This is a genomic window from Labrys miyagiensis (assembly GCF_030160835.1).
GTDB classification, from domain to species: Bacteria; Pseudomonadota; Alphaproteobacteria; order Rhizobiales; family Labraceae; genus Labrys; species Labrys miyagiensis.
The window spans coordinates 1-26,696 of the sequence record NZ_BSPC01000057.1; the positions used below are offsets into that span (position 1 = coordinate 1).

Annotated in this window: 20 protein-coding genes and 5 pseudogenes; 8 read left to right on the forward strand and 17 right to left on the reverse strand. The window is 59.8% G+C overall.

What is annotated here, in order from left to right; genetic code table 11:
- From QQL24_RS24815 to QQL24_RS24825, 3 pseudogenes are all read right to left on the reverse strand, one after another.
- A pseudogene (locus QQL24_RS24815) lies at window positions 1-1,674 on the reverse strand (phosphoesterase); the annotation flags it as partial.
- Window positions 1,675-2,250: 576 nt separating this feature from the next.
- Window positions 2,251-2,854, reverse strand: a pseudogene (locus QQL24_RS24820) (IS66 family transposase); the annotation flags it as partial.
- A gap of 529 nt (window positions 2,855-3,383) precedes the next feature.
- Window positions 3,384-3,521: pseudogene (locus tag QQL24_RS24825) on the reverse strand (transposase); the annotation flags it as partial.
- Between the two features lie 77 nt (window positions 3,522-3,598).
- Between QQL24_RS24825 and QQL24_RS24830 the strand changes: the two are divergent.
- On the forward strand, window positions 3,599-3,796 hold the full coding sequence (locus QQL24_RS24830) for a hypothetical protein (protein ID WP_284314986.1): 198 nt from the start codon (window positions 3,599-3,601) through the stop codon (window positions 3,794-3,796).
- Between the two features lie 165 nt (window positions 3,797-3,961).
- On the opposite strand, the gene QQL24_RS24835 is transcribed toward QQL24_RS24830, so the two are convergent.
- Complete coding sequence (locus tag QQL24_RS24835; RefSeq protein ID WP_284314987.1) at window positions 3,962-5,251, reverse strand: polysaccharide biosynthesis/export family protein; 1,290 nt, start codon at window positions 5,249-5,251, stop codon at window positions 3,962-3,964.
- Window positions 5,248-6,483 carry a polysaccharide biosynthesis protein gene (locus QQL24_RS24840; RefSeq protein ID WP_284314988.1) on the reverse strand — a complete coding sequence of 412 codons (1,236 nt, stop codon included), beginning with the start codon at window positions 6,481-6,483 and terminating at the stop codon, window positions 5,248-5,250. The genes QQL24_RS24835 and QQL24_RS24840 overlap by 4 nt, the downstream gene beginning before the upstream one ends.
- Before the next feature lie 315 nt (window positions 6,484-6,798).
- Between QQL24_RS24840 and QQL24_RS24845 the strand changes: the two genes are divergently transcribed.
- The 4 genes and pseudogenes from QQL24_RS24845 to QQL24_RS24860 form a co-directional block, all read left to right on the forward strand.
- A complete protein-coding gene (locus tag QQL24_RS24845; RefSeq protein WP_284314989.1) occupies window positions 6,799-7,944 on the forward strand; it encodes a DegT/DnrJ/EryC1/StrS family aminotransferase in 1,146 nt (381 codons plus the stop codon).
- 5 nt (window positions 7,945-7,949) lie between these two features.
- Window positions 7,950-8,675, forward strand: coding sequence for a sugar transferase (locus QQL24_RS24850; RefSeq protein WP_284314990.1), 726 nt, complete (start codon window positions 7,950-7,952; stop codon window positions 8,673-8,675).
- Window positions 8,665-10,113, forward strand: a complete 1,449-nt coding sequence (locus QQL24_RS24855) for a lipopolysaccharide biosynthesis protein (protein ID WP_284315050.1) — start codon at window positions 8,665-8,667, stop codon at window positions 10,111-10,113. Before QQL24_RS24850 ends, QQL24_RS24855 begins: the two co-directional genes overlap by 11 nt.
- Before the next feature lie 319 nt (window positions 10,114-10,432).
- A pseudogene (locus QQL24_RS24860) lies at window positions 10,433-10,624 on the forward strand (IS630 family transposase); the annotation flags it as partial.
- Between the two features lie 67 nt (window positions 10,625-10,691).
- Here QQL24_RS24860 and QQL24_RS24865 read toward each other — a convergent pair.
- The 11 genes and pseudogenes from QQL24_RS24865 to traA form a co-directional block, all read right to left on the reverse strand.
- Window positions 10,692-11,705 carry an ABC transporter substrate-binding protein gene (locus QQL24_RS24865; protein ID WP_284314991.1) on the reverse strand — a complete coding sequence of 338 codons (1,014 nt, stop codon included), beginning with the start codon at window positions 11,703-11,705 and terminating at the stop codon, window positions 10,692-10,694.
- A gap of 741 nt (window positions 11,706-12,446) precedes the next feature.
- Window positions 12,447-13,595, reverse strand: coding sequence for an adenylate/guanylate cyclase domain-containing protein (locus QQL24_RS24870; protein WP_284314992.1), 1,149 nt, complete (start codon window positions 13,593-13,595; stop codon window positions 12,447-12,449).
- A 5-nt stretch (window positions 13,596-13,600) separates the two neighbouring features.
- Complete coding sequence (locus QQL24_RS24875; protein ID WP_284314993.1) at window positions 13,601-13,966, reverse strand: response regulator; 366 nt, start codon at window positions 13,964-13,966, stop codon at window positions 13,601-13,603.
- Window positions 13,963-16,071, reverse strand: coding sequence for a sensor histidine kinase (locus tag QQL24_RS24880; protein WP_284314994.1), 2,109 nt, complete (start codon window positions 16,069-16,071; stop codon window positions 13,963-13,965). The genes QQL24_RS24875 and QQL24_RS24880 overlap by 4 nt, the downstream gene beginning before the upstream one ends.
- Window positions 16,037-16,621: an SCO family protein gene (locus tag QQL24_RS24885; protein WP_284314995.1), complete on the reverse strand. Its 585-nt coding sequence runs from the start codon at window positions 16,619-16,621 to the stop codon at window positions 16,037-16,039. The genes QQL24_RS24880 and QQL24_RS24885 overlap by 35 nt, the downstream gene beginning before the upstream one ends.
- Complete coding sequence (locus tag QQL24_RS24890) at window positions 16,618-17,625, reverse strand: ABC transporter substrate-binding protein (RefSeq protein ID WP_284314996.1); 1,008 nt, start codon at window positions 17,623-17,625, stop codon at window positions 16,618-16,620. Before QQL24_RS24890 ends, QQL24_RS24885 begins: the two co-directional genes overlap by 4 nt.
- Before the next feature lie 41 nt (window positions 17,626-17,666).
- Entirely contained in the window at window positions 17,667-18,668 is a 1,002-nt protein-coding gene (locus QQL24_RS24895; RefSeq protein WP_284314997.1) for an ABC transporter substrate-binding protein, read from the reverse strand.
- A gap of 754 nt (window positions 18,669-19,422) precedes the next feature.
- Window positions 19,423-20,340, reverse strand: coding sequence for a formylglycine-generating enzyme family protein (locus QQL24_RS24900; protein WP_284314998.1), 918 nt, complete (start codon window positions 20,338-20,340; stop codon window positions 19,423-19,425).
- A gap of 572 nt (window positions 20,341-20,912) precedes the next feature.
- Window positions 20,913-21,149: pseudogene (locus QQL24_RS24915) on the reverse strand (transposase); the annotation flags it as partial.
- Window positions 21,150-21,425: 276 nt separating this feature from the next.
- A complete protein-coding gene (locus tag QQL24_RS24920) occupies window positions 21,426-21,641 on the reverse strand; it encodes a helix-turn-helix transcriptional regulator (RefSeq protein ID WP_284315000.1) in 216 nt (71 codons plus the stop codon).
- 129 nt (window positions 21,642-21,770) lie between these two features.
- A complete protein-coding gene (gene traA, locus QQL24_RS24925) occupies window positions 21,771-24,785 on the reverse strand; it encodes a Ti-type conjugative transfer relaxase TraA (RefSeq protein ID WP_284315001.1) in 3,015 nt (1,004 codons plus the stop codon).
- A gap of 172 nt (window positions 24,786-24,957) precedes the next feature.
- On the opposite strand from traA, the gene QQL24_RS24930 reads away from it, so the two are divergent.
- The 3 genes from QQL24_RS24930 (at window position 24,958) to QQL24_RS24940 (ending at window position 26,051) form a co-directional block, all read left to right on the forward strand.
- A complete protein-coding gene (locus tag QQL24_RS24930) occupies window positions 24,958-25,284 on the forward strand; it encodes a conjugal transfer protein TraD (protein WP_284315002.1) in 327 nt (108 codons plus the stop codon).
- A gap of 1 nt (window position 25,285) precedes the next feature.
- Complete coding sequence (locus tag QQL24_RS24935) at window positions 25,286-25,504, forward strand: conjugal transfer protein TraD (protein ID WP_284315003.1); 219 nt, start codon at window positions 25,286-25,288, stop codon at window positions 25,502-25,504.
- A gap of 247 nt (window positions 25,505-25,751) precedes the next feature.
- Window positions 25,752-26,051 carry a hypothetical protein gene (locus QQL24_RS24940; RefSeq protein ID WP_284315004.1) on the forward strand — a complete coding sequence of 100 codons (300 nt, stop codon included), beginning with the start codon at window positions 25,752-25,754 and terminating at the stop codon, window positions 26,049-26,051.
- Here the strand turns inward: QQL24_RS24940 and QQL24_RS24945 are convergent.
- Entirely contained in the window at window positions 26,048-26,548 is a 501-nt protein-coding gene (locus QQL24_RS24945) for a hypothetical protein (protein WP_284315005.1), read from the reverse strand. The genes QQL24_RS24940 and QQL24_RS24945 overlap by 4 nt on opposite strands.
- Window positions 26,549-26,696 lie beyond the last annotated feature (148 nt).

Consider the following 26,696-nt stretch of genomic DNA (forward strand, 5'->3'; position numbering starts at 1 on the left):
TGCCGGTGCCGTGGTGTCAATCTGCAGAATGCCGGTCGGATTATTGTTGGAAGCACCCGACAGGTCGGCCACATTTCCTGCTCCATCGCGGATAGTAGCGCCATTCAGATTGAGAGACGACACGATCAGGTCTGCCGTATTCTGACCGGCCGCGACTGTATAGCTGAAGGTGAGCGCGCTGGTGCCCGAGCCACCGGTGTAAGTGGCGCTGCCGCTATCATTCAGTGCCAGCGTGGGCGCCCCCCCCGCGGTATTGACCGTAACCGGCGAACTGAAATTGACAGTCAGCGTAATGATCTTGCCCGCATTCAGATCGCCGACGCCGCCGTTGATGCCTGTCCCGGAGGTCGCAATCGATGCCACCGTCGCACTGCTGCCCGACTTGACCTCGATCTGCGCAACCGAGGTCTGCCACCAATTATTGGCGACGTATTCGTTGGAGATCCAGAACGCGTGTGGATTGTTGGGATCTGCGATGGCGGTGGAATAGGCGCCCCAGCGCTGCGTCGTGGATCCGTTTCCCGCGTTGAAGAATCCGGTGCTCGCCTGATACAGGACAGGTGCGCTGAACGAGCCAATCGGATCCGTCGCGCTCTGATAAACGTAGTAGTCCGATGGATACATGTTCGGACCACTGGCGGTGAAATTGATGATGAGGTCGCCTGCCCCGCTGACCGCAATGGAGCCGTTAAACGTCGCCACATTGCTTCCCAGCGAAGCGCCGGAGATGTCGCCCTGCGCCACGAGCGCGGGGCTGTTCGGATTACCAACATCGACTTTGAACCAATGGACCAGGGGAACGCTCGATCCGAGCGGCTTTTCTTCGGCAACGCCATAAAGAAAGCCATTGGAATACACTAGGCTCTGAGCACGTTTGTCGCCGGCATCTAGCAGCAGGGTGGTTCCTTGCTGCTGGGCAGTGTATGTACCGCCCTGATCAATATTTCCGAGCGAGATGGTTTTGACCGGCCCGAAAGCGCTGGTGGCGGTGTCATAAGTTTGCAAAGCGAGAAGGATCTGGCTGCCGCTGGAATAATCAGAGGCGTAATAGGTTTTGCCATTGTTGCCGGCCGCAACCGTGAAAATCCCCTGGCTTGGCGAAGAAATCTGGTTGGCGACGACCGTCATTGTGCCGCCGTTATAGAGGCCGCCGCCGGCGCCCGCAGTTTTCCCGATAACCCACGTCTCCGTGCCCTGCCAGCCGCCGCCGCTATTGTTGTACTGCGGTGCAGAAATGTAGATGTTGTTCTGATCAACCGAGATTGCGGGCCGATCCGAGGCGGTCGCCTGTCCGTTGATGACGAGCGCGGTGTTCAGCGACGCGAAGTACCAACCGTCGTTCGGATTGGAGTCCTTGGATACAGCAATATCGATATTGCTGACGGCGCCGTTGGATCCCAAGTTCTGCATGATGACGACGAACCGGCCGCTCGCACTATCGTAGAAGCAGCGTGGGTCGTACAGCGAATTGGTCGCTGTGGTACCGAGCGATCCGAAGAAGCTATAGACCGATTGTAGCGTCGGCGCGCCGCCGGTCAGGTTGGTCCACTCGATCCGTGATCCCTCTGCCATCACGACGTAACCCGGTCCTACCGCCAGGCCATTATGAGGCGGATACGTCGAGGTGTTTGAGATCCCGGAAAATTGGGTGTCGGTCTGTGAAGATGAAGGCATCTCAGGCTCCTAGTTACCAGGCGCTCGTATTCAGTAGCTTACCGCGAAGGGATTGCGGCCACGCGATGCTCCTGCGAGCGGGGCCATCGCTGCAAACGCGAGCGACTGCTCGTCCTATGCACCACCCTGCATTGGGGAAGTCATCGACGAGGTCGATATCAAACCAGAGGCCTGCTTGTTCGAATGTGTTCACAGGTTGCTCACGAACTCGAGCACAGGTGCGCCCGACCGCCTTAAAATGGTTCCTATGAATAAAGGTATGCGATCGGGATCGCGTAACGACGAGTAACTAGTTTCCTCTCGCGTACGATACCCGTTCTCATCTCACGGTCAGAACTAACGCCGCGAGCCCCCTTCTCTTCCCGGTCCAAGACGAGCCTCGACGACTTCGATGCTAACCTGCTCGCCGGCGCGCCCGCAGGGAAAAAACGAGGTATGCGGCAACCACGTTCGTATTACGTCCAAATTGGTAGCGCATGAACGTCATGATCGCACGCATACGACGAAGGTCGCCAGATTGCAGCATGGGCGTGCGCATAGCGGGCTTTTCGGCCTGGCGCAGGCGCGTCCAATCCCGGGCAGAAGTTCGTGCAGACGCGAGGCGGGAAGATGACCGATACGGGCGAGGATGTCGGCGAGCCGGGCTTTGCGATCGACGTCGTTGAGGCGGCAGGTCGTGATCATCGTCGGCGTGACCGGGGGCACGGTCGGCGCCGCGCTGGGAACCAGCGAAGGTCCACTTATGCCTTCCCAACGCGCGCTCAGCACAATTGTTGGTCAAGCAGATTCTGCCATCATAGAGGAAGCGGGCGAAGTCGGCCCAGCGCTTGAGCATGTAGTTGATCGGCTTGAGGACTTCGGCGGAGCGCGAGAGGGCTTCGCGCTCGTGGAGCAACCACGGGTCCATGTCGCTGAGAGACGGCTTGCTCTTCCCCTGGCATACGGCGCGCCGCTCGTCGGCGCTGCGGCCGTTGATGGCGCACTCGATCTCCAACAGCTCGTCCGGGCGCCTAACCGCCTCCAGCGCGATTGCGGAGATGGGATTGCCTTTCTGGCCTTCCCGGGCATTTTCCTCGATGTCGGCCAGCCCGAAGAAGCTCCACTGCGCATGGGCGAAGCAAAACGCCGGCGTGATCGGCAGCTCTTTCCACTTCGGGTAGAACATTGGCTCGAGGCCATTGATATGTTGGCCAGAACTTATTAGAGAGCGTTTTTCGATTGACGGCGCAGTGATCAACGTCGCCGAGTGCAGGTGTGCCGCTGCGATTGCGCCGATAAGCTATAAACGTGTTGGACGAAGCCGCCAGGCGGAACGATGCAGCTATGGAAATTGAATGTCGCACCCCCTGCAAAGGATGCAGTCGATGAGGTGTCGGGACCTGCCCGATGTAGTCTGGGTGGCGAGAGGGGCCGCCTGGAATTGGGCATTGCGCAGGGAAGAACCGGAGAAGTCGACGCCCGGACGGAGCGATTTCGGAAGCAGGACAAAAGGAAGCCTGCTGCCGGCCTTGGCAGACGACGGGATCGATGATCGCTGATTGGCACGGCCCGATCGTCATGATGTGTCCGGGAAGGGTGGAATTCCGTCGAAAAGCTCGGCATTGCTGAGGCTGTAGTGTCGTGATTCAATCTTCGCATCGATTTGCGGATGATTGTGCGATGATGGGATCTCAGGCAACTCCAGCGCAGCACTCTTACGATTTCTGCCTTGGCAGGACATGGACGAGGAAACGCCGGATGAACTCGCCGGCGTTGGGTGTCAGGACCTTTTGCTGGTTCTCGTTGCGATAGTCCTTCCGGCGGAAGCTGACCTTGCGATCCTCGATATCGACGATGCGATTGTTGGCCGGGCGCGAGCTTGCTTACGGCGAACAGGCTCAAGATGCCGATGACATAGCCGGCCTCAAGGGAAAACGACACCGCCATGAAGGCGATCAGGGCAGAGCCGACGCCGAAGCCGCACATCCAGATGGCGACGGCACTCCCGATGGCCGCGATCAGGGCAATGAGCGCGAAGGGCAGGACCGGGATCCACATCCCGCAAAGGAACCCCAGCGCCACCGAGACGATCATTGGCCAGATCGAGAACATGTTACTCTCCAACCATCAGTCCTTGCTTTGATCGAAGGCGCCGTCCGTCCTTCACCGGCCCGCCTTGCCTCGCCCTTCCCTCCGTTCGGAAAGACGGTGTCTCCGAGCGCAGTCTCGCCACCGCGCTTTGATCCCGCGAGATGGCCTTCGCCGGACGGGCACAGACAGAACGCTTTTATAGCAAGGCAGGCCTGCCTCAGGGATTTTCGGTTGTCGATGTTAATAGGGGAGGCCGAAGGGTCACGTTGATGACATCACCTGGCATGAGGACGAAGTCCTCGTCCACTGTCAGGGCCGCCTGGCCACCCTCTTGACGGACGACCTCAATGTTATGTTCGACGTTGGCAGCCAGATCGAGCAACGAATCAAGACGCCTCGAGCTGTTCAATTCGAGCGCGAGCTTCTGAGCCTTGATCTTCGCCGCGGCTTGCGCCGCGGCCGCTTCTTGAAGCGCTTTAAGGAGATCGATGCGGCGCTGGTCCTCGAAATGTTGCGCTTGGCGCGCAAGGTCGCTCTTCTGCCGCTTCAATTCGAGCAGTTCCACATTCGCCTGCAAGGTTCGTGTCGATGAAAGCAGCAGCGCTCGGCGCGCCTCCGTAACGCGGAGACTAGTCTCCTGCCCTTTGCTGAGGAGGTCTAACAGCCTGTGCAGCTCCGTTGTGTCAGCACTGTTGCCTGCTTCTTCTTCATTCTTCTGCTGCGCGACTACGGAAATTCGCTCATCAGCTTGGCCCATTGCTGAATTGAAGAAATCGTGCTGTCGTTGGTAGTCGTCCATTTGAGCCTGCAGGATTGCAGCCTCGGACTTCTGGATCTCCGTGAGCCGGTCCCTGGACAGGGGAGTGTCGGAGAAATCGATCGGGCCAAACTCCGTCCGTCCATTAAGTTCAGCGTTCAGACGCGCCGTTTGCACAGTTGCGCTTGCGATATCGGATAGAGCAAGCTCGTAGTCGATCCTTAAGGTCGGCAGATCTTTGACTGTTCCCTGCTCGCGTCCCTGAAAGTCAAAGCCCCCCGCAAGCGCCAGCGCCTGCCGAACGGTCATGGCCGGAAGGAAGGTCTGCTGGCCTTGCTTTGCAACGTCGCCCGTGACGTAGATCGGTCGGTATCCGACGATTGCGGCGCTTACTTCCTCGGGCCGAATCACGGTCAGGATTTCGTGTCCATCACTCGCGCGCAGCCGATAGATCTTCTGCTCAAACTGTGACTGCACCTTCTCACGCAATTCGGACGGCGTGAGTCCTTCCACCGAAAGCGCGCCGACGAGCGGGAGCGCGATAGCACCATCAGGTTGTACGGTATTGCGCTGGCTGAGTTCGGGAATCCCTACCACTGTGATCTCGATGGTGTCTCCCTGCTGAACCTTGTATGCAGCCGACGCGGGCGCAACGGTTGAGATCAAAGCCAGTATGGCGCCAACAAAGCCCATCCGACGCCTTAACGCAACGCGCCGGAACCGCTGCCACCCTGGAGACACGCTGATCATGATACGGACATGCCGACTTGCGCTGGCCGTTGCAGGCGCGGCCTTGTTCCGTGGGCATGTTGTTGTTTCTGCCTACGTTTCGCCGTTGCAGCATCGGAGTGGACTACTCGATCTTGCAATTCGCTAGTCGATCTGTATTCGGGCACGATCTGAATGAGCGCTCGGCGCACCCATTCGCAGTCGCGAGCTTGCGCTGCCGTGATCAACTCAAAGATATGACGCAATTTCGGGCGAGGATCAAACAGCGGAATACCCGCCCGGACGCCCTCGGCCGAGGTCTGTGTCAGATGCTCCCACTCATAATGGAGTTCCTCGTGGAGCTTCTCGCCCGGTCGGATTCCGACAAAGGCTACGTCAATGTCGACGAAGGGCTGCTTTCCGGCTTTCTGGATCATTTCGATGGCCAGATCAAAGATCCGTACCGGATTGCCCATTTCCAGCACATAAAGTGCGTAACTATTCTGCGGGATGCTCGCAGCGGCGAGTGTGAGGCGCACTGCGTCCTCAATCGTCATCAGATACCTAGTCATGTCCGGATGCGTGACGGTGACCGGGCCACCCATCTCAATCTGCTTCCGAAAGAGAGGTACAACGGAGCCCGACGATCCGAGCACATTTCCAAAGCGGACAAGACTGACCCTCGTTTCGGGGTGTCGCAGCGCGCAATCATGCACATAGATCTCCGCGACCCGCTTTGTCATTCCCATTTGAGACGACGGATTAACGGCTTTGTCGGTCGAAATGACAACGAGATCCACGTGGCTGGCCGCACAGAGATCCATTATGATTTTCGTTCCTAGTACATTCGTGAGAACCGCCTCGACGACATTGTGCTTCTCAAGCAGAGGGACATGCTTGAGCGCGGCGGCATGGAAGACGATTTCGGGCGACTCGCGCATAAACAAGTGAAGCATTGCCGCCTCGTCCCGCACATCGGCGATGCATGCGCTCCAGTTCTTGATGGTTCGATCCAGATCGATCGCATAACTAATCTGATAGAGATTGAACTCGCAAGAATCGACCAGGCACAGAGACTTCGGTCCGAGTCGCGAGATCTGCTTCACAAGCTCTGAGCCGATCGAACCGCCCGCCCCAGTCACGAGCACGCGCCGGCCCCGCACGCCGTCGCTGGAAATAGTCTGTCGCAGAGGAGAACGCGACGCAGGCCGGGGCGCTTGGCTGACTGGCAATGCAAAGACCGGATCTAGGCCCGGCAGGCATGGAGATGTCATTGTAGTCTCCAAATTTCTCAACGAATCGGATCACGAATCGCCACGTGTCAGACGTCGGCGAACTCCTCATCACGGAGCCGGACCACTGGAAATAATAATGGTGTGGCACGGCTAGCAGCGGAAAGTGCAAAAGAGGCCTTTTCTTCTATCAACATATACATAGGACACTGTGTCGAAAGACGTAGTCGTACGCCTAAACGCCATACCCTCTCCGCCCGATTGCTTGCGAGTAGTCCACTCGTTGCCCGACATGATCGACGGCAAGCGCAACGGACCTTGCTGTTGCGCGCTCGCGTCAAAGGAGCGGTGTTGAGAATGCGCATCCCCTTCTTCCAGCCCTCGATCGGGGATCGAGAGGTTCAGGCTGCGATCGCGGTTCTCCGGTCGGGGTGGCTGACAACTGGAACTAAGTGCCGTGAATTCGAGGAGCAGTTCGCCGAAATGCTCGGCGGAAATGTGGAAACGGTAGCGGTAAATTCCGCTACCGCAGGGATTCATCTGGCTGCTGAGTCTTGTGGTATCGGGCCGGGAGATGCAGTTCTCGTACCCACCTTGACGTTTTCTGCTACGGCCGCAGCGTTCCATCATCTCGGAGCCGAGGTCATTCTTGTCGACGTTGATAGGGCTTCACTGACAATCGATCTCGACGATGCGGAAAGGCGATGGACGCCACAGTGCAAGGCGATCGCTCCAGTACACTTTGGCGGCTGGCCTTGCGACATCGAAGCTATTCTCGCTTTCGCGAGGAAGCGTGGGCTAAAGGTCATTGAGGATGCTGCCCATGCTCTGCCCGCACAGCGAAATCGGCAAATGGTCGGAAGTTCGGACTCAGACGCTTGCGTCTTTAGTTTCTACGCTAATAAAACGATCACGACCGGCGAAGGTGGAATGATTGCAACGCGCAGCCCACTCGTGGCGGCTCGAGCGCGAATGATGCGGACACACGGCCTCAATCGCGACGCCTTTGACCGGTTTCGCACCATCGGCGCGAGTTGGTCTTACGACGTCGTCGCAGCGGGCTTCAAATATAACCTCACCGATCTCGCTGCGGCCATAGGATTAGCTCAGCTCGAGCGAGTTTACGAGTTCCAGTCGCACCGACAAGCGATCGCAGAGCGCTATCTCGATCGCCTGAGTGGCCTACCTCTCGATCTGCCCGCCTTGGCACCCCAGGGAGGGATGCATGCCTGGCACCTCTTCCCCGTTCGCGTGCGCCCCGAAGCCCGTATGAGCCGCGACGATCTGATAGCCCTGCTGACCGAGTCAGGTATTGGCAGCTCTGTCCATTACCGCCCGCTCCATCAAATGACCTATTGGAGTGAGCGCCTGCCGCCGAAGTCCTTAGGCTTCCCAGTCGCCGACGCCTATTTCGCTGGGGCGGTGACGCTTCCACTCTACCCAGGGATGCAAGACACGGACGCGGAAGAGGTAATCTCGGTCATCAGGCAGGCTTTGGGCTGACAGATATGACCGTGGAGCGCCACCCCCATGTCGAAGAAATGACTGGCCTTGCCGGGCTAAGAACGAAACGTCTTATGGATATTGTGATCTCCGCTTTGGGAATTCTCGTTCTGCTTCCGGTCTTCGCTGTGGTCGCACTCGCCATTCGTATCGAGGGAGGCGGGCCTGTTTTCTACCGTCAGTTCCGCGTCGGACGTTCAGGGCGACTTTTCAGGATCGAAAAATTCCGTTCGATGAGGCCGTCGAAGGGGGGCACCAATCTCACTATTGCGGGCGATGTAAGGGTAACGCGGGTCGGGGCTGTTCTCCGCCGCACGAAGATCGATGAACTGCCACAACTCCTAAATGTGTTGTACGGCGACATGTCTCTGGTCGGCCCGAGGCCCGAGACTCCAGACCTGATGGTGCACTACACGCCCTCGCAGCGTGCTCTCATGGAGTCCATACAACCGGGGATGACAGATTACGCCTCGGTCCTGTTGCGAGACGAGAGCGCGCTGCTCGCCACCGCGCCAGATCCCGGGGCCTTCTATCGAGAACGCCTGATGCCACTGAAATGCGAACTCTGTGCGCGTTACGTTAGGGAGATCGGGCTTAGGACGGACCTGCGTCTCATTCTCGCAACTGTATGGGGCGTCTTTCTTCCATCGAGCCGGAACCCGTTTCTTGATCCAGTCGCCTCGGGTCTACTCAAATCCTGGCTTGAGGCCACACTTGACCATGTCGCCTAGCCGCCGCCCACCGGCCTCGACCTTATCGCTCCGTAGCTTCTTTGGAGCTCGGGCTGCGCAGGGGCTAGGCTCTCGGTCAGATCCATCCTCGAGGCGATTTGAACTAGGTTCCTTCGCCCGTCGGGCGATTAGCCTCTCCGCGCTCACCGCGCTTGGGCAAGCGTCCTTCGTCATCGCTCTGCCTCTTCTCTCTCGTCTTTATACGCCGGCGGATTTCGGGGTCTTTACGATCTATCTCTCAATCGTGAACATCGGAGGGCCGATCATCGGCCTGAAATTCGAATCCGCGATGTTCGCGGCCGAATCGAAGCACGACGCGAGCATTGTGCTGGCTCTCTCCGCCCTGACCACGGTGGTCATGAGTAGCATTGCCGGCGTTCTACTTTGGGCTTTCATGCCTCATCTAGTTGGAATGCTGAGCCCGGCCGCGCGATGGATGCTTTGGTGTCTTCCCTTCGGACTCTTTCTTGCGGGATTGTGGTCTGTATCCTCCGCCTGGGCGATCAAGGGGGAGGCGACTTTGACGCTCGGAGCGGCTCGCTTCGTGCAGCCTGTGGCTATGACGGCGCTCCAACTCGTCGGCGGCTTCGTGCTGGCTACAGATGCGGCCGTGCTGGTCGGGGCACATCTCTTGAGTCATGTAGTCTATTCAAGCTTCATCTTCTCGCGAACATTGACCCGTGAGGACCTCTCGCAGTTCTCCCCCGCACGATGGCTCTTGCTTCTGAAGCACGCGTACAGTCACCGCGGGTTCCCGCTCTTTGTGTTGCCGGCACAGATCAGCTATCTCAGTGTTAGTAACCTGCCTCCGCTTCTGCTCTCGCTCCTTTACGGACCAGAGATCGCGGGCCATTGTGGCGTCGCTTACCGGCTGGTTGCCGCGCCAGTCTCGATCGCGTCGCTAGCGTTCGGAGCCATCTTCACCGGTGTGGTTAGCCGAAATCGAGATCACGAAGCAGTCATCCCATTCGCACGCAAGGTGTTCCTCACGAATCTCCTATTGGTCTCTCTACCAATTCTCCTCTTCGGTGCCTTGGCGCCGACTCTCGCCCCGAGGATTCTGGGGTCCCATTGGGCAATCACTGGACAGTTCGTGGCGGCCTTCGCTCTGATAGGAGCGGCTCAATCGCTCTCGGCCCCTTTTGTTGAAACGACATCCATCTTCCGCTCACAGGGCCTACGCCTCGGCATCGAGTTCGTGCCAGCAGCTCTTGTCGTGACTTCGATCCTTCTTGGCGGAGCACTTGAATGGCACCCGATAAACACAGTCTGGCTCCTAACCATCTCCAGCGCTGTAGCATCGACAGTTGGCCTCGCTCTTCTATCGCATCGCCTGCCCGCGATGATTCGGCGAGCCGCCCAAGTCCCTTCGGCCGATGGCGTTAACCCTGCTGAGCCTTGCCGATATGCTGAGCGGTCTGATGAATCGGCGGACTAGATACCGTAATGGGTCGGTGCTCTTCATACGGCCAAGAAGGTGACTGGGCACAGCCCCGTTAACGGGTGCCGGTTCCGGGTCAGATTTGGTACTATGAGCAAAGTCTCAAAAGGCGGCAAAGCCGCGCGGGGTGCTGCCAAATTAATTCCAAGCTGTCTCCGCCAGGTGCACGAAGGCCAATCTGAACCTTAGTTTAGGCTGCAAGAGCCCGCCACTCGGCCAAGGCAGACGAGTGTCTCTGCTTGTAGATTACCCGGCTGACGAGGTGGCGCCCCGAAGTAAAGTGGTTGTGGAACTGGCCGTGGACGGCAAAAAATTTCTGGAAGGCTTCTCCGCCAAGCTCACACGGCGGCGCCTGAAACGAGGTGTCTTCCACTCCGTCGTCGATCTCCGGGCTGTCATCAACCGCTTTATCGAAGAGATCAATGCCAACCGCAAGCCCTTCGTCTGAACCGCAGACCCCGACCGCGTCCTCGCCGCCAATCGAGGGAAAAAGCCGTTAGACTCGGTCCACTTGCTCGCCGCGGGGCTGGAGTGGCGCAGACAGGAAATCGCCATGATAAGCCCGATCCACCCGCTCAGGTCTTCAGCTCGCGCTTGATTTCGTTGAGAAAGCTCCAGTCCGTGCCCGCGGCGATGATCTTCTGTGGGCTTGCTTTGGTGATGCCTGTCTCCTGCATGCGTAACGCATAGAACCGCATCGAGTCTTCAGCATCATAGTCCCGCCAAGCGTCGTAACGCACATCGCGCATCGCCTGCAGCGCATAGTCGTAACGGCTGGCGAAGCCCCTCTCGACTGCCAGTCTAGCCACTCGCTCTGGGTCGGACACACAGAGGTCCACGGCCTTGAGTAGAGCGCGCAACACGCGCTTGGTCGCTACCGGATATCTGTTGACATAATCCGCAGTGCTGGTCAGCATGCAGCAATAATACTGCGACCAGGGATGGTCGATGGACGTATTGAGGATTACATGGCCGAGCTTGCGGCCGCGTGCCTCTTGGGGCAGGGGCGGAATACCGAGGAAGGCATCGATTTTGCCTTGGGCAAGCAGCTCCAAGGGGCTCAAATCCGGATTGGCGACCCAGTGGATATCGTTGAAAGGATCAAGGCCGACATAGGCAGCCATGATGATCAGAAGCTCGTGTGGGGTTCCGTTAGTGATGTCAATACCCACCCTCCTGCCCTTGAGCTGCAAGACGCTGCGAATGCTCTTGTCGGCGATCAGTTCAAGGCATCCCGAGTGCATGCCGGCCAAAACTTTGATCGGAGCGCCGCTGTCGATCGAACGGATCGCTGCCGGCAAGAAGGGCCAATCAAAATCTAGCTCGCCATGAGCGAGCCAATCTGGTGAATCAGGGCCGGTGCCGGAGGCCACGAATTGGATGTCGGTGAAGCCCTCGGCGCGCAGCAGTTCCGTAGCGATGTATTCGGGCAACTGGCAGTCAGAAATCTTGTAGAACACGGGTAAGCGAACCGTGGCCGTCTCTGGCGGTGGCTCTGCCCAGGACGGCGTCGACCTGCCAACAAGGCCCGCCGCGCCGGCCGCGGTAAGGCTGGTCAAGAAGCGGCGACGATTCTGGATGGACTGCATGAGGAACCCCTCTGTCCGCGCCCAGTCCCGAACTCACTCCAACATGCTGATATCCAGCGCAAGCTTAGCAGGTCGTGCGACCGGTGGCTATCTGCCGCTCAGTGCGGCCCTCGTCGAGGCAGTCTGGCGCATGGTGGCTGTTGTCAACCGTGGGAACCAAACCCGGAGTCAGCCCACTAGGACCGGCTGCATGTGCTCCAGGCGCCGGCCCACTCCCTCTACGATGGTGCTGACAAATGATCACGTCGGAGCTCCATGTCATACTGTAGGACGATGTCGAGCTCGGATATTTCACCCGAAATAGTGCCTGATTTGACCCCTTTTATCGAGCGCGACACACCGTCTGCTCGAAAAGCGAACCCGAAAGCAGACCTGGCGTCCAACCCAATAAGGATTGGGGCGTTCACGGATCCCAATGATCTGCTGAGCTATAGGCTGAATGAATATGCCATTCCCTACACTGGCATCTTGGTAACGAATCTTATCATCTCGAACGCACCGACATAATTCGGAATAGTCTAGAGACCTAATTACGCGCACTACGGGTATGATTTGGAATCTACACGTGATGGGTACGATAGTCTTTGGTTATGACGGCGTGAGGTTAAGCTCTCTTGATCGCAATCTGCCTCATGCTTGTGGCTTGGCGGAGGCTACGAGGAAAGAAGAACAACATATGCTTGCGCTATACAGCACGTTCCAACTTGCCAGCGCCGCTACCTGCAGGGCTCCCATCCAAAATCACCCGCGCCGATTCTCGGAAGCGCCGACACCTTCCTCGCGCCAACCAAGGACCTCGTAGACCGGAATCGACCGATGAAAGCCTTTCAAGGCGATCGAACCAAGGTGCGAGGCCTGCAACGTCCCTTCCAGCGCGCTGAAAACCCGCTGGCTCACCAAGATCTGACCAGGCTTGGCCTCGTCGCAAAGCCGGGACGCCAGGTTCGTCGTCGTGCCGATGGCGGCGTAATCCTGCCGTTTGTCGAACCCGATGGCGCCGAGTGTGACGAAGCCCTGTGCGATGCCGACGCCAAAGCCCAGCTTGTACCCCAAGCGCTCCCACCGCGCAGTCAGGTCTTGCATCTGGACCCGCATTTCAAGCGCCATCCGCACAGCCCGCGCCGTGTAATCCGGATATTGGATCGGGTCGTTGAACATGACGAGGAGTCCGTCGCCGGCAAATCGCTCGAGTGTTCCACCATGACTGAAGATTACCTCACCGAGGCAGCGATGGTAGTCTCGCAGGATTGCCATCACCTCCTCGGGCTCGGCCGTCTCGGAAAAGCTGGTGAAGCCGCGCATGTCGCAGAAGACCACGGTGACCTCGCGACGATGGCTGCGGAGCATGCTCTCACTGCCGGAAGAGAGGACGACATCGGCCACTTGCGGCGAGAGGAATCGCCGCAGGCGGCCCATGCGTTCGATCTCTTCGACCTGGGCGGCGACGCGATCTTCCAGCGCCTTGTTCCATTCGGCCAGTTCGCGGGCCTGCGCTTCGACACGATCGTGGAGTGCCTTCTGCCGAAGCATGGAGCGGACTCGGGCCAGAAGTGCCGTGTGCTCGAACGGTTTGGTCAGGTAGTCGTCACCGCCCGCATCCAACCCCGCAATCACATCTCGCGTGTCTGCCTTTGCGGTGACGAGAATGACCGGGATGGCATGCAGCTGCGGGTCGGCCCGTATCTGCCGCACGACCTGAATGCCATCGAGCTTGGGCATCATGACGTCGAGCAGGATAAGGTCCGGAGCCAACTGCCGCGCGCGAAACAGCGCCTCTTCTCCATCTGCTGCGGTCACAACCTCGTAGCCCTGGGAGGTCAAACGACGTTCGAGAATCTCGAGGTTATCGGGGGTGTCGTCGACGGCAAGGATAAGCGGCGGGTCGTGCATGGCATTCAGCCGATGAACTCAGCGATCTTGGCCAGCAACTGGCGGGGACTGAACGGCTTTGCAACATATCCGTCGCAACCCGCTGCGCTGGCCTTCGCCTCATCGCCGGAAAGAGCGTAGGAGGTGACGGCGATGATCGGAATGTGCCGCAGCGCCGGGTCAGCCTTGATGCGGCGGGCCGCTTCATAGCCGTCCATCACGGGGAGTTGGATGTCCATGAGAATCAGGTCAGGCTTGTGTACTGCGGCGGCAGCCACGCCCGCAGCACCGTCGTGCGCCTCGATTAGTTCATATCCGGTACCCGCAATAAGGTCGCGCACAATCTGGCGGTTATCCGTGTTGTCCTCCACCATCAGAATTCGTTTGCTCATGCCGCTTTCACGCTTTCCCCGGCCCTGACCGGTATCGTCATGCGGAATGTCGACCCCGCACCGGGCACCGATTCAACTACAATGGTTCCTCCGTGCATCTCGACGATGCGCTTCGAGATGGAAAGACCTAGGCCCGTGCCGCCCTTCGCTCTAGTGCTGCTGCTGTCGACCTGGTGAAACTCCTGGAAGATCAGGGCCTGGTCCGCTGGTGCAATGCCGGGCCCGGTGTCACGCACGATGATCTCGAAGTGCCCGCCAGCCGCACCGGCCAAAATGTCAACCGCGCCCTTCTCGGTAAATTTGACGGCGTTGCCGGCGAGGTTGAGCAAAACCTGAGTCAGGCGGCGTTCGTCGCCGTGTCCCAAAGGAAGGTTGTCGGCAACGGTCATGGCGAGCACGAGACCTTTCGTCCGCGCCAGCGGCTCCACTGCCGCCGCGGCGGTCTGAACGATCTGACCCACACAATAGTCGTCAAGGGACAGCGTGAGCTGGCCCGCCTCAATCTTCGAGAGGTCGAGCACATCGTTGATGAGGCCCAGAAGGTGACGACCATTGGCCTGTACACGGGCAACCGTCGCCTTTGCCCTGTCCGGAAGTTCTCCGTAAAGGCCATCGGCCAACATTTCTGTGAAGCCCAGAACGGAATTGAGCGGCGTCCTAAGCTCATGGCTCATATTGGCGAGAAACTGCGACTTGTGCCGGCTGGCGGCTTCGAGCTGGCGGCCCTTCTCGTCGATCTCACGGAACAGCTTCGCGTTCTGGATGGCTAACACCGACTGGGCGGCGAAGGTCTCGAGCAGGTGAATGATCTGGTCGTCGAATTCACCGGGCCCGCGACGCCTGACGACCAATGCGCCGACAATCTTGTTCGGCCGAAGTAGAGGAACCACCAGAACGCTACGATATCCAGCCTGCAGGACGATCCTCTGAAGTGGAGACAATGTCTCCTCGGCCAGATCCGGTACCTGAACGGGAACGCGGCGCTGGGTCGCATCGCCGATACCGGGATCGTTTAATCCGATGGGTTGGTCGGAAATTGCCGCAATGAGATCGTCACTCATCCCATAGGTTGCGCGGAGGCGAAATTGTTGCCGGGTGCTGCTGACGACGTATATGGCGCCTGCATCCGTGCCTGACAGTTGGACCGCCTTGGCCACGATCGTCTTCAGCACCATGTTGAGATCGAGAGTGGAGTTCACCGCCTTGCTGACTTCTCCTAGCGCTTCTAGTTCGCCGACCAGGCGCGCCAGCTGAGCAGTGCGAGCCTGCACCTCCCGGTAAAGACATCCTAGCTGTTCGGATGTCTGGTTGACGTCGCTGGCAAGCACTCCAAGTTCGTCACGGTTGGCGACGGTGACCTGCTGAGTAAATTCGCCGGCGGCAATCTGGCGCAAACGTGTCTCGATCTTCTTGACCGGGTCGATCAATGACCACGAAATGATGTAGCCAAGCCCTAATCCCAGGAGGATGCTGACGATGGCGAAGGAAGTGACGATCCACCGGGAGGTCCGATATGCCCCCTCCGTCGTTTCGATGGCGGTCACCATGTCAGCTTCGGCCAAGTTGACCAGTTGATTTGTCAGACGATCGAGGCGGTCTGCCAACGGCACGATCTGCGCCATCTGAGCCTTGCGCGCCTCGTCGGTACGCCCGCCGCGGATCAGGTCCACAACGTGCGTCACCTCAGCCGTGAGCCGGTTGTAGTCCTTCCGCACTTGACCGAGGATTTCCGCTTCTTCCTTGGCAACGAATTCCATGCGGTCGAGGTCGTACCCGAACTGGTTCAGTTGGCGTAGTGCGGCGTCCAGCATTCCGTCGTCCTGAAGCAAAAGCGCGGTCGAGATGCTGTAGAGCTGGTTCGTCGTGTCGTGCTGGACCTGATGGTAAGCCGCGATCTTGCGCTGCAGCCTGATCAGCTCGTTAGTCTGATGGTTGATCTCGCTCAAGACCTGCAATCCGACCGCGCCAAGAACGATCAGCAGGCCGACAATCGACAGAAACGCGACCAGCAGCTTGGTCTGGACGCGCACCGGCAGCCGGGCAACCCAGTCGACCAGCCGGTTCGTGATATTACCGGGATTCATCCAAGAGGCTAAGAAGATCACGCCGGAATTCCTCGGGGTCGAACTCTGCGCCGAGATACTGCACGCGTAGGACACCATGCGGGTCTACGAGCGACGTCAGGAGTGTGTGGTCTATATCTCCCGCCCCTGTCGTCCTCACCGCGACGCCATATTTTCTTGCAACATCGCGAATAACGGTCGGATTTCCGGTCAGGAATGCCCAGCCTTGCAGATTGGCGCCGAAGTTCTGCGCGTAGAGCTTCAGAACTTCGGGCGTGTCGTGCACCGGATCGACGGTGATTGAAACAAAGGCAATCGTCGGCCCGAAGGCTGGACCCAACTTGTCCTGCACACGCGCCATGCTGTTGGTCAGCATCGGGCACACATCAGTGCAGGACGCAAAAATGAAGGCGACGGCGACCACCTTACCGCGAAAGTCGTGGAGCGACACGTGGGCTCCGTCCTGAGACGTCAGGGAAAAATCAGGAGCCGGCCCGATTACCGGCAGGCGCTCGACATGGCCCGCGTCGTGCGCTTGCGCTGGTACGGCCAGCAGCACAAAAAGCAGCAGGCGTGCCGGCCACGCGCTCACGTCTTCAACTCCCGCCTCAGCTCGTTGAGGAAGCTCCAGTCGGTTCCGTCGGCGATGATTGCCTGCGGGCTCGCAGTGGTCATGCCAGTCTCCTTCATGCGCAGCGCATAAAAGCGGATCGAGTCCGCCGGGTCGTAGTCCCGCCATTTGTCGTAGCGCGCATCGGTCATCGCCTGAAGTGCGAAATCGTAGCGGCCGACAGTGCCGTTCTCGACTGCGAGTCTGGCCACTCGCTCCGGATCAGATATGCAGAGGTCGATTGCCTTGAGCAGAGCGCGCATGACGCGCTTCGTCGCTACCGGATAGCGGCCCACATATTCTTTGGACCCAGAAAGCATGCAGCAGTAATACTGCGACCAGGGCCGATCCACCGACGTCTTTAGAATCACATGACCCAGCTTGCGCTCGCGCATCACTTGGGGCTGCGGTGGTGTCGCGAGAAATGCGTCAATCTTGCGCGCTGCGAACATCTCGACGGCGTCTGCGCCTGTGACCCACTCGATGTCCTTTTGTGGGTCAAGCCCGACATAGGCAATGTGAATGATCAAAAGCTTATGCGTGTTGCCGCCCGAGATATCTATTCCTACCCTCTTGCCCTTAAGATCCATGATGCTGCGGATGCTCTCATTGGCGAACAGTTCGAGGCACCCAGCATGCAGGCCGGCCAAGATCTTGATCGGCACGCCGCCGTAAACCTGGCTGATTAGGGCCGGCGGAAAATTCCAGTCGAAATCAATTTCGCCATGGGCGATCCAGTCCGACGAATCGGGGCCGGTCCCCGCCGCCACGAACCGCACATCGGTGAAGCCCTCGGCGCGCAGCAGTTCTTCGGCGATGAATTCGGGCGCCTGACAATCGGAGGTCTTGAAGAATATCGGCAAGCGAACCCTTGTCGTCTCCGGCCGCGGCTCGGCCCTGGCCGATGTCGCGGGGCCGAGGAGACCTGCCGCACTAGCGGCCGCAAAGCCGGTAAGGAAGCGGCGGCGGTTCTGGATGATGTGCATGGGGCTTTCCCTCCCAAGAGCACTGTGTGCCGGCCGGCCGCTCACGTCTTCAGCTCACGCCTCAACTCATCGTGGAAGCGCCAATTCGTCCCATTGGCGATGATCTCTTGCGGACTAGCCTTGATCATGCCCGTTTCCTGCAAACGAAGGGCATAGAAACGGATCGTGTCCTCCGGATCGTAATCCCGCCACGTATCGTAGCGCGCATCGGTCATCGTCTGGAGGGTGTAGTCGTAGCGGCTGCCAAAGCCTTTTTCGACCGCGACCCTGGCGACGCGCTCCGGATCGGAGACGCAGAGGTCGACGGCCTTGAGCAGGGCACGCAAAACCCGCTTGGTCGCGACCGGATACCGCTGAGCGTATTGGGCGCCGCTTGCCAACATGCAGCAGTAGTAGTGGGACCAAGGGCGGTCGACGGCCGTCTTGAGGATCACATGGCCAAGCTTGCGTTCACGCATCACCTGAGGCTGTGGCGGAGTGGCGAGAAATGCATCGATCTTGCCCTCGGCAAATGCCTCGACCGGATCCGGAGTTGCAACCCACTCGATGTCATGGACAGGATCGAGCCCGACATAGGCAGCCATCATCATCACAAGCAGGTAGGGGTTGCCGTTCACAGCATCCACCCCTACGCGCTTGCCTTTAAGATCGGTGACGCCATTAATGCGGTCATTCGCCATCAGTTCAAGGCACCCGACATGGGCGCCGGTCAGGACAGTGATCGGAACCCCCTTGGCGATCGACCGGATATGCGACGGCGGAAAGTTCCAGTCGAAATCGATCTCATCATGCTCGAGCCAGTCGGATGAATCGGGGCCAGTACCCGACGACACGAAGGTTACCTCTGTGAAACCCTCGGCCCTCAGCAGATCCTCCGAAACGTAAATGGGCGACAAGCAATCCGCGATCCTGACGAATACCGGAAGGCGGACCCGAGTTATCTCCGGTGGTGGCTCGGCGCGGGCCACGGCTGCGCTCGCCAGCGTCGCAACGGCAGCCGAAAAACCCGTCAGAAAATGGCGTCGGTTCTGGATGACCTGCATCGGAATGTTTCTCCGACCGCAATAAACAGCCCTGGCCCGAATAAAGTGAAAGAGATTCCAGCAAAGGCGGACAATGTTATGAGCCCGCAAAACAGGTGAGAGTTGGAGCGTGACTTGTGCTAACGTGGCAGTCTTACGTTCTCAGTTGCCGGCCCCCCGTGGCCTCAGCCAGCTGCGTCTAACCATACGCCTTATCCGTGCTCGTAGCGAGAGCAAATGGGAAGTCCATCAAACCCCAAGTTGTGCTCACTGATTTGGCGGGCATTGCCACAGGAAAGGCAGCCTCTCGTAGCTGCCGTCTGTAAAGTCGATCGGTATTGTCACTGGAACGGCGGTCTTTGCGGGACCGTGAAATTAGCTGGGGTGTTACGCCGTCATGAGCAGCGGAGGTGTCGCCTCGAGCATCCACGCAAACCTCTATCGATGGGCTTGTCTCGGCAGCCATTGAGAGCATAAAAAAGTTGGGGGTGCCTCGTTCCGCTTCGCTGTCTTTGTTCGACCCGTCGAGGCGCCTGAAGGATTGCAGCGGTCACAATCGGATCTGAGGCATAGCCCCTACGCCCAACCGTGCGTGCCCGCCCCCAACCTTTTTATGCTCTCCGAGTCCACGGCATTGTCCTCGCTCATGGGCCCCCAGGCCTAACTCGGCCGAGGAACTCGTGAAACTACTCGGGCGGCGGAGATGGCCCTGCTCTACGAGTCTGGCTCAGGTGGTTCTGAGCCCGGACGGCTCGAAATACCGGCCCACACTTACTTACAAGTCTCTCGCGACACGAAATCCGACGTCGTCGCTATGAGTTCCAGACGGAGTTGCGAACCGGGCCGCTGAGCGCACCACCGCAGGCTCACTGTTCCAAGCTCCTCCACGTGAGACGCGATGTGAGCAGTCGCCGTTCGTGCGCTCTCGATCATCGTTCGGAGCCCCGCTATAGTCTTCGTTCCAACAGTCACCTACCCACTCGTAGACATTTCCAAGCATGTCATACACGCCAAATGCATTGGGCCGGAAGCTTCCTGCGGGAGCCGTGTGCGCGTAGCCATCGTCGCATGCATGCGCTTGCCAGGGGGAACCATTAATTTGCCTCCCTGTTGCATCATGCACGTTGGCATAGCTGCAGGCCTCGTCTGAACCTTCACCCCAATACCGCGCGGTCGTTGTTCCCGCTCGCGCGACATATTCCCATTCGGTCTCACTCAGCAGTCTGTAGCTATGCCCCGACATACGACTAAGCCATGCTGCGTAGGCGGTCGCGTCGTCCCACGAAATGCACACAGCGGGGTCGCGGTCTGATTGCCGGAAGCCAGGGGTCTGCCAGTCTCGACCGGGCACCTGTTCACGGTTAGTGGGATCGGTATTCACGCCGCATTTGTCGCCAGCCCTGTAGCCCGTGGCGGTCGCAAAGGCTGCAAATTCGCCGCGCGTGACTTCGTACTTACCGACGGCGAATGTTCGCGTGATCGTGACCTGATGCTGCGGACCTTCTCTGTCGAAGCGGCCCTTCTCGGTGGGAGGCGAACCCATGATGAAGGTTCCCACGGGGATGACCACCATCTCAGGGCAATTTGCGCAATCGCGAAACTCTAATGAGCCCGCAAGTGCCGCGATCGATACGACGGCAGGCGGGAAGGCCAGAGAGAGAAGCCGAACGACGACCGCTAACAGATTCGACATGCCGCACCACCCAGTGCAGGTTCCAGCCACATAGCCCACGTAACTATTGCAGACCAGAAGCTCGCTAGGTGACCCGGCCGGCGACCAGTCAGTCGCGTGCAGTGTCCGAGGCAAGCGAGCAATTCTACCATGCGCCCGCACCGCACGCGAGTGACGTCAATCGACGGTAATGTCTCCGCTTGAAATTTGTGAGACGGCCTTTGGATCAGCAATCCCCATGACATGATCCGTTTGAGCATCCTCGCCGAGCGTGAGCGTTTCCGACCCAGGGGCGACGAGAAATCCCAGGGCACCACCTTACGAAAGCCAATCCAGCAGCCGATCATTGCAGCTATTCGGCGGCCTCGACGACCTGCCAGGCGTCGTTAGAAGCTTGGATAGACTGAGCCACGTTTTCGGCGCTCAGGTTGGGATGCTGTTTGGTTTCAAGCGTGATCTCCTCCAGGGGCATTGTCACATAAACGTCTGGGCGGTGGTAAGGTAGAGGGATGACGTCCATTTCCTGCGCCCGCCATCGTTTTCCGCCCACGGTAATTCAGCATGCCGTCTGGCTGTATCTTCGCTTTTGCCTGAGCTACCGCAACATTGACGGCGACGCCGACGATGCGGCCCGCCTGGCGGACTTTCAGATAGGTGGCATCGATCCACAGATAGGGCCATTCGCCTTCGAGTGGACGTTCCAGGAAGGCTTCGACGCGCTCATCGATCTCTTCGCATAGCCGGCTGACCTGGCTCTTGGAGATGCCGCTCATGCCCATGGATTTGACCAGGTCATCGACCGAGCGGGTCGAGACGCCCTGGATATAGGACGAGGGAAATTAACGTGCTTGAAGTTCGACGACTCATGTCAGGATGTTAAGTCACTTCATGAATGGGCATTACAGACTTTCCTCCCAGCCTACATTGGCATCCGGGCAACCTCCAGCCAACCTCAAGACTATAGTGCCACCGCGGCGACTGAGCGAGGAGGCGGACATGGCGCATGAGTATCGACGCGATGTTGCCCTTTACATCACGGACGCGGCAAGCCAACGAGGATAGGGAGGGCGATGCGCCCAACGGCTCTGACGTTTGGCGCATCGCCCTCACGCAGACTCACCACCCTCGTCTTTCGGACGCCACGACACAGGATCGGCGATCCAGCGATTGATGTCGGACTCATGCCAACCCGCACCGTGCACGCTGATCCTGATCTGGCGTGGGAACGTGCATTCGCCGATCTTGCGGTAGATGGTGGAGCGGGACAGCCCGGTCCGCGACAGGACGGTTTTCAAGCGGATGATACGGTCTGGTTCGTGCATGGCCGCCCTGCCTCCTGCCCGCTGTTTCTGGCTGCGCCTGGTGTGAGACACGACAGACCATTGCGGGTGCACAAGAGGGTTTTGTGTGTCGTCCTGCTGCAGCGAAGACACGGCGGTAATTGGGATGGATCACAAGCCGATCCCCCTCCCCCGTCCAAGGTCGATCCCGTGGTTGAACGCCAGTTCCAGGCCAAGCCGGCGGCCTGATTCGAACGCGATGCCGAGCTCGGCCTTGCGGTTGGCGAGGATGGATTCAAGCTGAGGATCGCGTTCCAGTCTCTTGACCATATCCCCCATGGCAACCCGCGTAGTCTTGTAGCCGGAGATGTCGCCTTCCCTGTACTGACGCGCGCTGGCCAGGTCGAGCTTCCGCCAGCGCTCGACGAAGCGGTCGGCGCGCCGCCTCGGATCGGTACGCAGTTCGGTTTCAAGCTGCAGGGCGCGGACGGTGCGGTTGATCTGGCCACCCGCCGCCTCGCGGACGAGCTCGGGGTTCTTGACATAGGCGGCCTCGGCATCGCGCCAGCCATAAGGCCGCACCTCCTCGAAGGCGTTGCGGGCTTTATTCAACTCGCGCGTCTGTGCCGGGCTGGCCTTGCCGCCGATCTCCTGCGTCTCGAAGATCGCATCCACGGCGCGGGCATGACGCACGAGCGCCCGTGTGCGGGCCTGACGCATCGCCACCTCCCGATCCTCGGCGGTCTCTCTCGCAGGCGCCGCGGGTTCATGGGGTGCCTCCCTTCCGGCCTCCCGTCCTGCGCCTTCCCGTTCCGGCCTCGGCGCCTCCGCTGACGGACGCAGGCCGTCAAACAGACTGCGCACCTTCTCGGGGACGATCTTCCTGACGATCTCGACAACACGCTCACGGAAGCTGATGCCGCGCTGCTCGGCATAACTCTGTACCGGATCGGCGCGCTCGTAATCCGACGCCATGTCCTTGGCCCGGTCGCGTGACAGGGTGCGGACCAGCCTGTCCTGATCGGAGAAGTCGTCGCGGCCATAATAGAGATCCATGCCATCGCGATGACGCGACAAGGCGACATAGCTGGCATGGGCATCCAGGCCTGGTGTTGCCAGCACATGGGTGCGATCCACGGTCATGCCTTGTGCCTTGTGGATGGTGGCGGCATAGCCATGGTCGATGCGGTTGTAGTCCTTGAGGTCGAAGTCAACGCTTCGGCCATCATCGGTGTGCACGGTCATGGATTGCGCACTGACCTCCAGAATGGTTCCGAGCGTGCCGTTCTTGACGCCAAGGTTGCGTTCGTTCTGCAGGAACATGACGCGGTCGCCACTGGCAAAACTGCGCTCGCCGCGCTCGACCGTCAGACGCACGTCATCCCCGAGATCGCCGGCGTCCCGCATGCGCTCGCGCGCCGCCTCGTTGAGGGCGCGAACCTCGTCATTGGTGTGGGTAAGGATGATCCGGCTGTGGTTGGGCGAGGCCTGCCGGTCGCGGTCCCAGTGCTCGATCAGATCCTCGCGGGCCTGCTCGCGTGTTGCTGCCGCATGCACCCTGCCATGGCTGTCATAGGCGCCAATGGCATCCCCGGTCCTGCCGGTCGCTAGATCACGCGTGGCCTCGCGCTGCCAGTCGTCCTGCTGGCGGCGGACCTCGCCGATCTCCGCCCCGCCATGACGGTCGTGGAGCGAGCGGAAGGCCGCACCCGCCTCGATGGCTTGCAACTGCTGGGGATCGCCGACCAGCACCACTTTGGCACCGGCCTCGGCGGCATGGGACAGCACTCGCTCAAGCTGGCGCGTGCCGACCATGCCGGCCTCGTCGATCACCAGGACATCGCCCGAAGTAAGCAGATCGCGATCCTGCTGCCAGCCATGTTCCAGACTGGCGATGGTGCGGGACACTATGCCCGATCCGCTTTCGAGGTTTTCCGCGGCGATGCCGGACAGGGCTACGCCCCGGACCTCATAGCCAGCCGCTGCCCAGGCCTGCCGCGCCACGCCCAGCATGGCGCTCTTGCCGGTGCCGGCATGGCCGACCACGATCGAAAGATCGCGGCTATCCGTGACATGCGCCAGCGCGTCGGCCTGCTCGCCCGACAGGACAAGCCCGCGTTCCGCGGCGGCGGCAAGAGCCTTTTCCCTTTCCCGGTCATTCACCGCATGGCGCTCCCTTTCAACCATACGCTCAGCCGCACGGTGCAGGCGTTGTTCAGTTTCGATCATGGCGCGTGTGGTGAAGCGATCCTCGCCCCGTCCGTCCCTGCCGAGCTCAATGAGATCCGGCGCACTGCTGACCGCTCCCATCACCGCATTGAACTGCTCGAGGCCATCACTATGGCGGTGGACGAACATCGCCATGTCGCGGCGTGTAAACGTCGATTGCTGATGCGTGATGGCGTCGAACGCCAGGGTGGGATTGGCGAGGATGCGCTCGCCATTGCCGCGCGCGATCTCCCGGTGCAGTTCGGCGCGGTCCGCCTCGAGCCCTTCCCCCTCGATGCCCGGATCCTTGATGCCCTCCTCTTCGATGCGTTTGGCGGGCGCGCCGATCTGGCTTTGCGGCTCCAGCCCGATGCCTTGCGCTTCCAGGCTGCGATGGTCGACGCGCGCATCGATGTCGAGCTCGGCCAGGCGTTGATTGGCAAGCTCTGCCCAGCGTTCTCGCCAGTGCTCGACCATGTCGGTGCGGTTCCAGTCCCGCACCTTTGGGCCGAAGCCTATCTCGTCCCCATCAACGTCCAGCCGGCGCATGGTCAGCATGACATGGGCATGGGGTTTGGGCATGCCGTCTTCGGAAAAATCCCAATGCACGTTGAGATCGGCGATCATCCCCTGGTCGACGAACTCGGCCTGCACGAAGTCGCGGGCCAGCGCGATGCCCTGCGCCTGGCTCAGTTCGCGCGGCAGGGAGAATTCGACCTCGCGGGCAAGCTGGGCGTCCTTGCGGATCTCGAAGGTCTCGACATCGTTCCACAGCCGCTCGCGGTCGCGCCAAACCTCGGGTGCGTTCGCTGGCAGCATGACCTCGGAATGCAAGACGCCGCGCTTGGCCGAGAAGTCATGGCTGCGCTCGAGGCGCTCGTCGCGCAAGCGCGAGGCCGAGCGGTAGGCGGCGGAAGCCACCGCGCTGGAGCCGGATTTGCGGCCAATGACCTTGACGTGAAGATGATAGATCGCCATTGCGATCGGATCAGTGCCACGGCCAAGCGAACGTCGGAACGACGTATAAGCGCGCCCTCCCTCGAAAAAATCTCGGGTGGGACCTTCCCGTCCCAGCCTGTCCTGGCAACCCTGGAGCCTTTCGCCGGGCGCTCCCCTATCATCGCTGCATCAACAGTTTAGGGAGACGATGATGCGCAAGCCACGGGACTTTGATGCCGAACTGAAGGCTTTGGAAGACAAGGCACGGGAGCTCAAGGGCCGCAAGGTGCAGCAGCTTGGCGAACTTGTGATCGCCACCGGCGCCGATGCCCTCAGCGCCGAGGAACTTGCGGGTGCGTTGATCGTATTGGCAGAGACGAAGGACGTCAGCAGAAGGGAGGCATGGGCCAGGCGCGGGGCGACGTTTTTTCAGGGGCGAGCACGGCGAATTGCTCCGGCGGCTGATCGCGACACGAACAGCGCTCCGGCGCAGCTGGGCGGCGCGCAACCGGCATCTGGCGGCACGGGCTCGGCATGACATGCGCACTTGGCAGGTCGAGCGCCGCCAGCGCACACAGCATCTCATCGAATTGGGCGGTCTCGTCGTCAAGGCTGGGATCGTGGACCTGACCGGCGACGACCGCGCCATGATCTATGGTGCGGCGCTCTGGATGGCCGACAAGCTTCGAAGCGATCAAGGTGAACAGGCGCGGGCACTCTGGGCGGCAAAGGGAAGGCAGGCGTTCGGAAACGAGTGAAGCATCAGCATCGTCAGACGACAACCGAGCGCTTTCAGGCCGGTGTCAAAGACCTTGGAGGCCAGCCCCTGGCCAGTTTCGGGATCGACACCGATAGGGTCCAACATTCAAATCTCGGGCAAATAAAAAATTCTTTTCATGCCAAAAGTTAAATTGATTTATCGATCGAGGCGTCTCTTGCAGCCCGTGCCAGGCATGCAAATACTACCTTTACGGACAGCATTTTCTGTGAGCCGCTGGGGACATGATGAGTGTGATTGATTACGAAGAGTTGGTGGATATTGTCACCACAAGCGCAGACAACGACAAGGCGCTTGGAAACAGGGATATCACGCAGGCGACTAAACTTGGACCGATGCCGCTGTGGCGAGCCGTGCGGATGGTGCTTGTCGATTGGGTGCTTGGCTCCAAGCGGCAGATGGAGGCCCAGATCCTCAGAGATCAGGGCGCTTCATTGATGGATCTGGGAGCGATCCAAGCCGTATACGACCAAGATGATTTCCCCGCGAAGCGCGACCGCGGGTGGCAGGGCAGAGTGGCGGCTTAGGCCGCCATTCCCATCGCCCTCACCGGCTTCAGCTCAAGGACCACTTGTCGTTCCTGCTTGTCGGCATTGGCAGCGGGCAAGACGATCTTGTCGAGCGGAACGGCGTGGCTGGACAACGTGGCTTCACGACTCTGACGCTGAGTAAACCGGCCGCTGTTAACATGCGTGGCGTCGACGTAGGTTGAGTCACGACCAGGGCGAGGCAGCTGCCCACGACCGTCACCAAGCGGCGTGACCAGCTCTTTCGTTTGGAGGCCTCCGGCCCGGCGCCATCTTTGTCGTCGAGAATGGTGAGGGACTGGTGTGAGGTTGAGGAAGGATCGATCGTGAGGATCGAGATTACAGTTCCCATATCCGGGGGGACCATATTTGTCAGAGGCAGTGGTGAAGGGGGCAGCGGCGGTGCCCATCGCGGCGGTGACGAAGGCGTAGTCCACGGGGAGGGTGACGAAGACGGCGGAGGCCCTTCTCGCTTCCCAGGCGGGTTTGGCGGACATTCCTACTCAGGAACGCCAGTTCACGGTGGCCCAGACTTTTGGACAACTCTATTATTCTGGGTAGTTGTCGGCCTGGTGATCCTGTTCGTGATGATGTTTTTTCAGGGCCGCGGGAGGCGGGGAAATTGATCTGTCGGCCTTGGTCGGC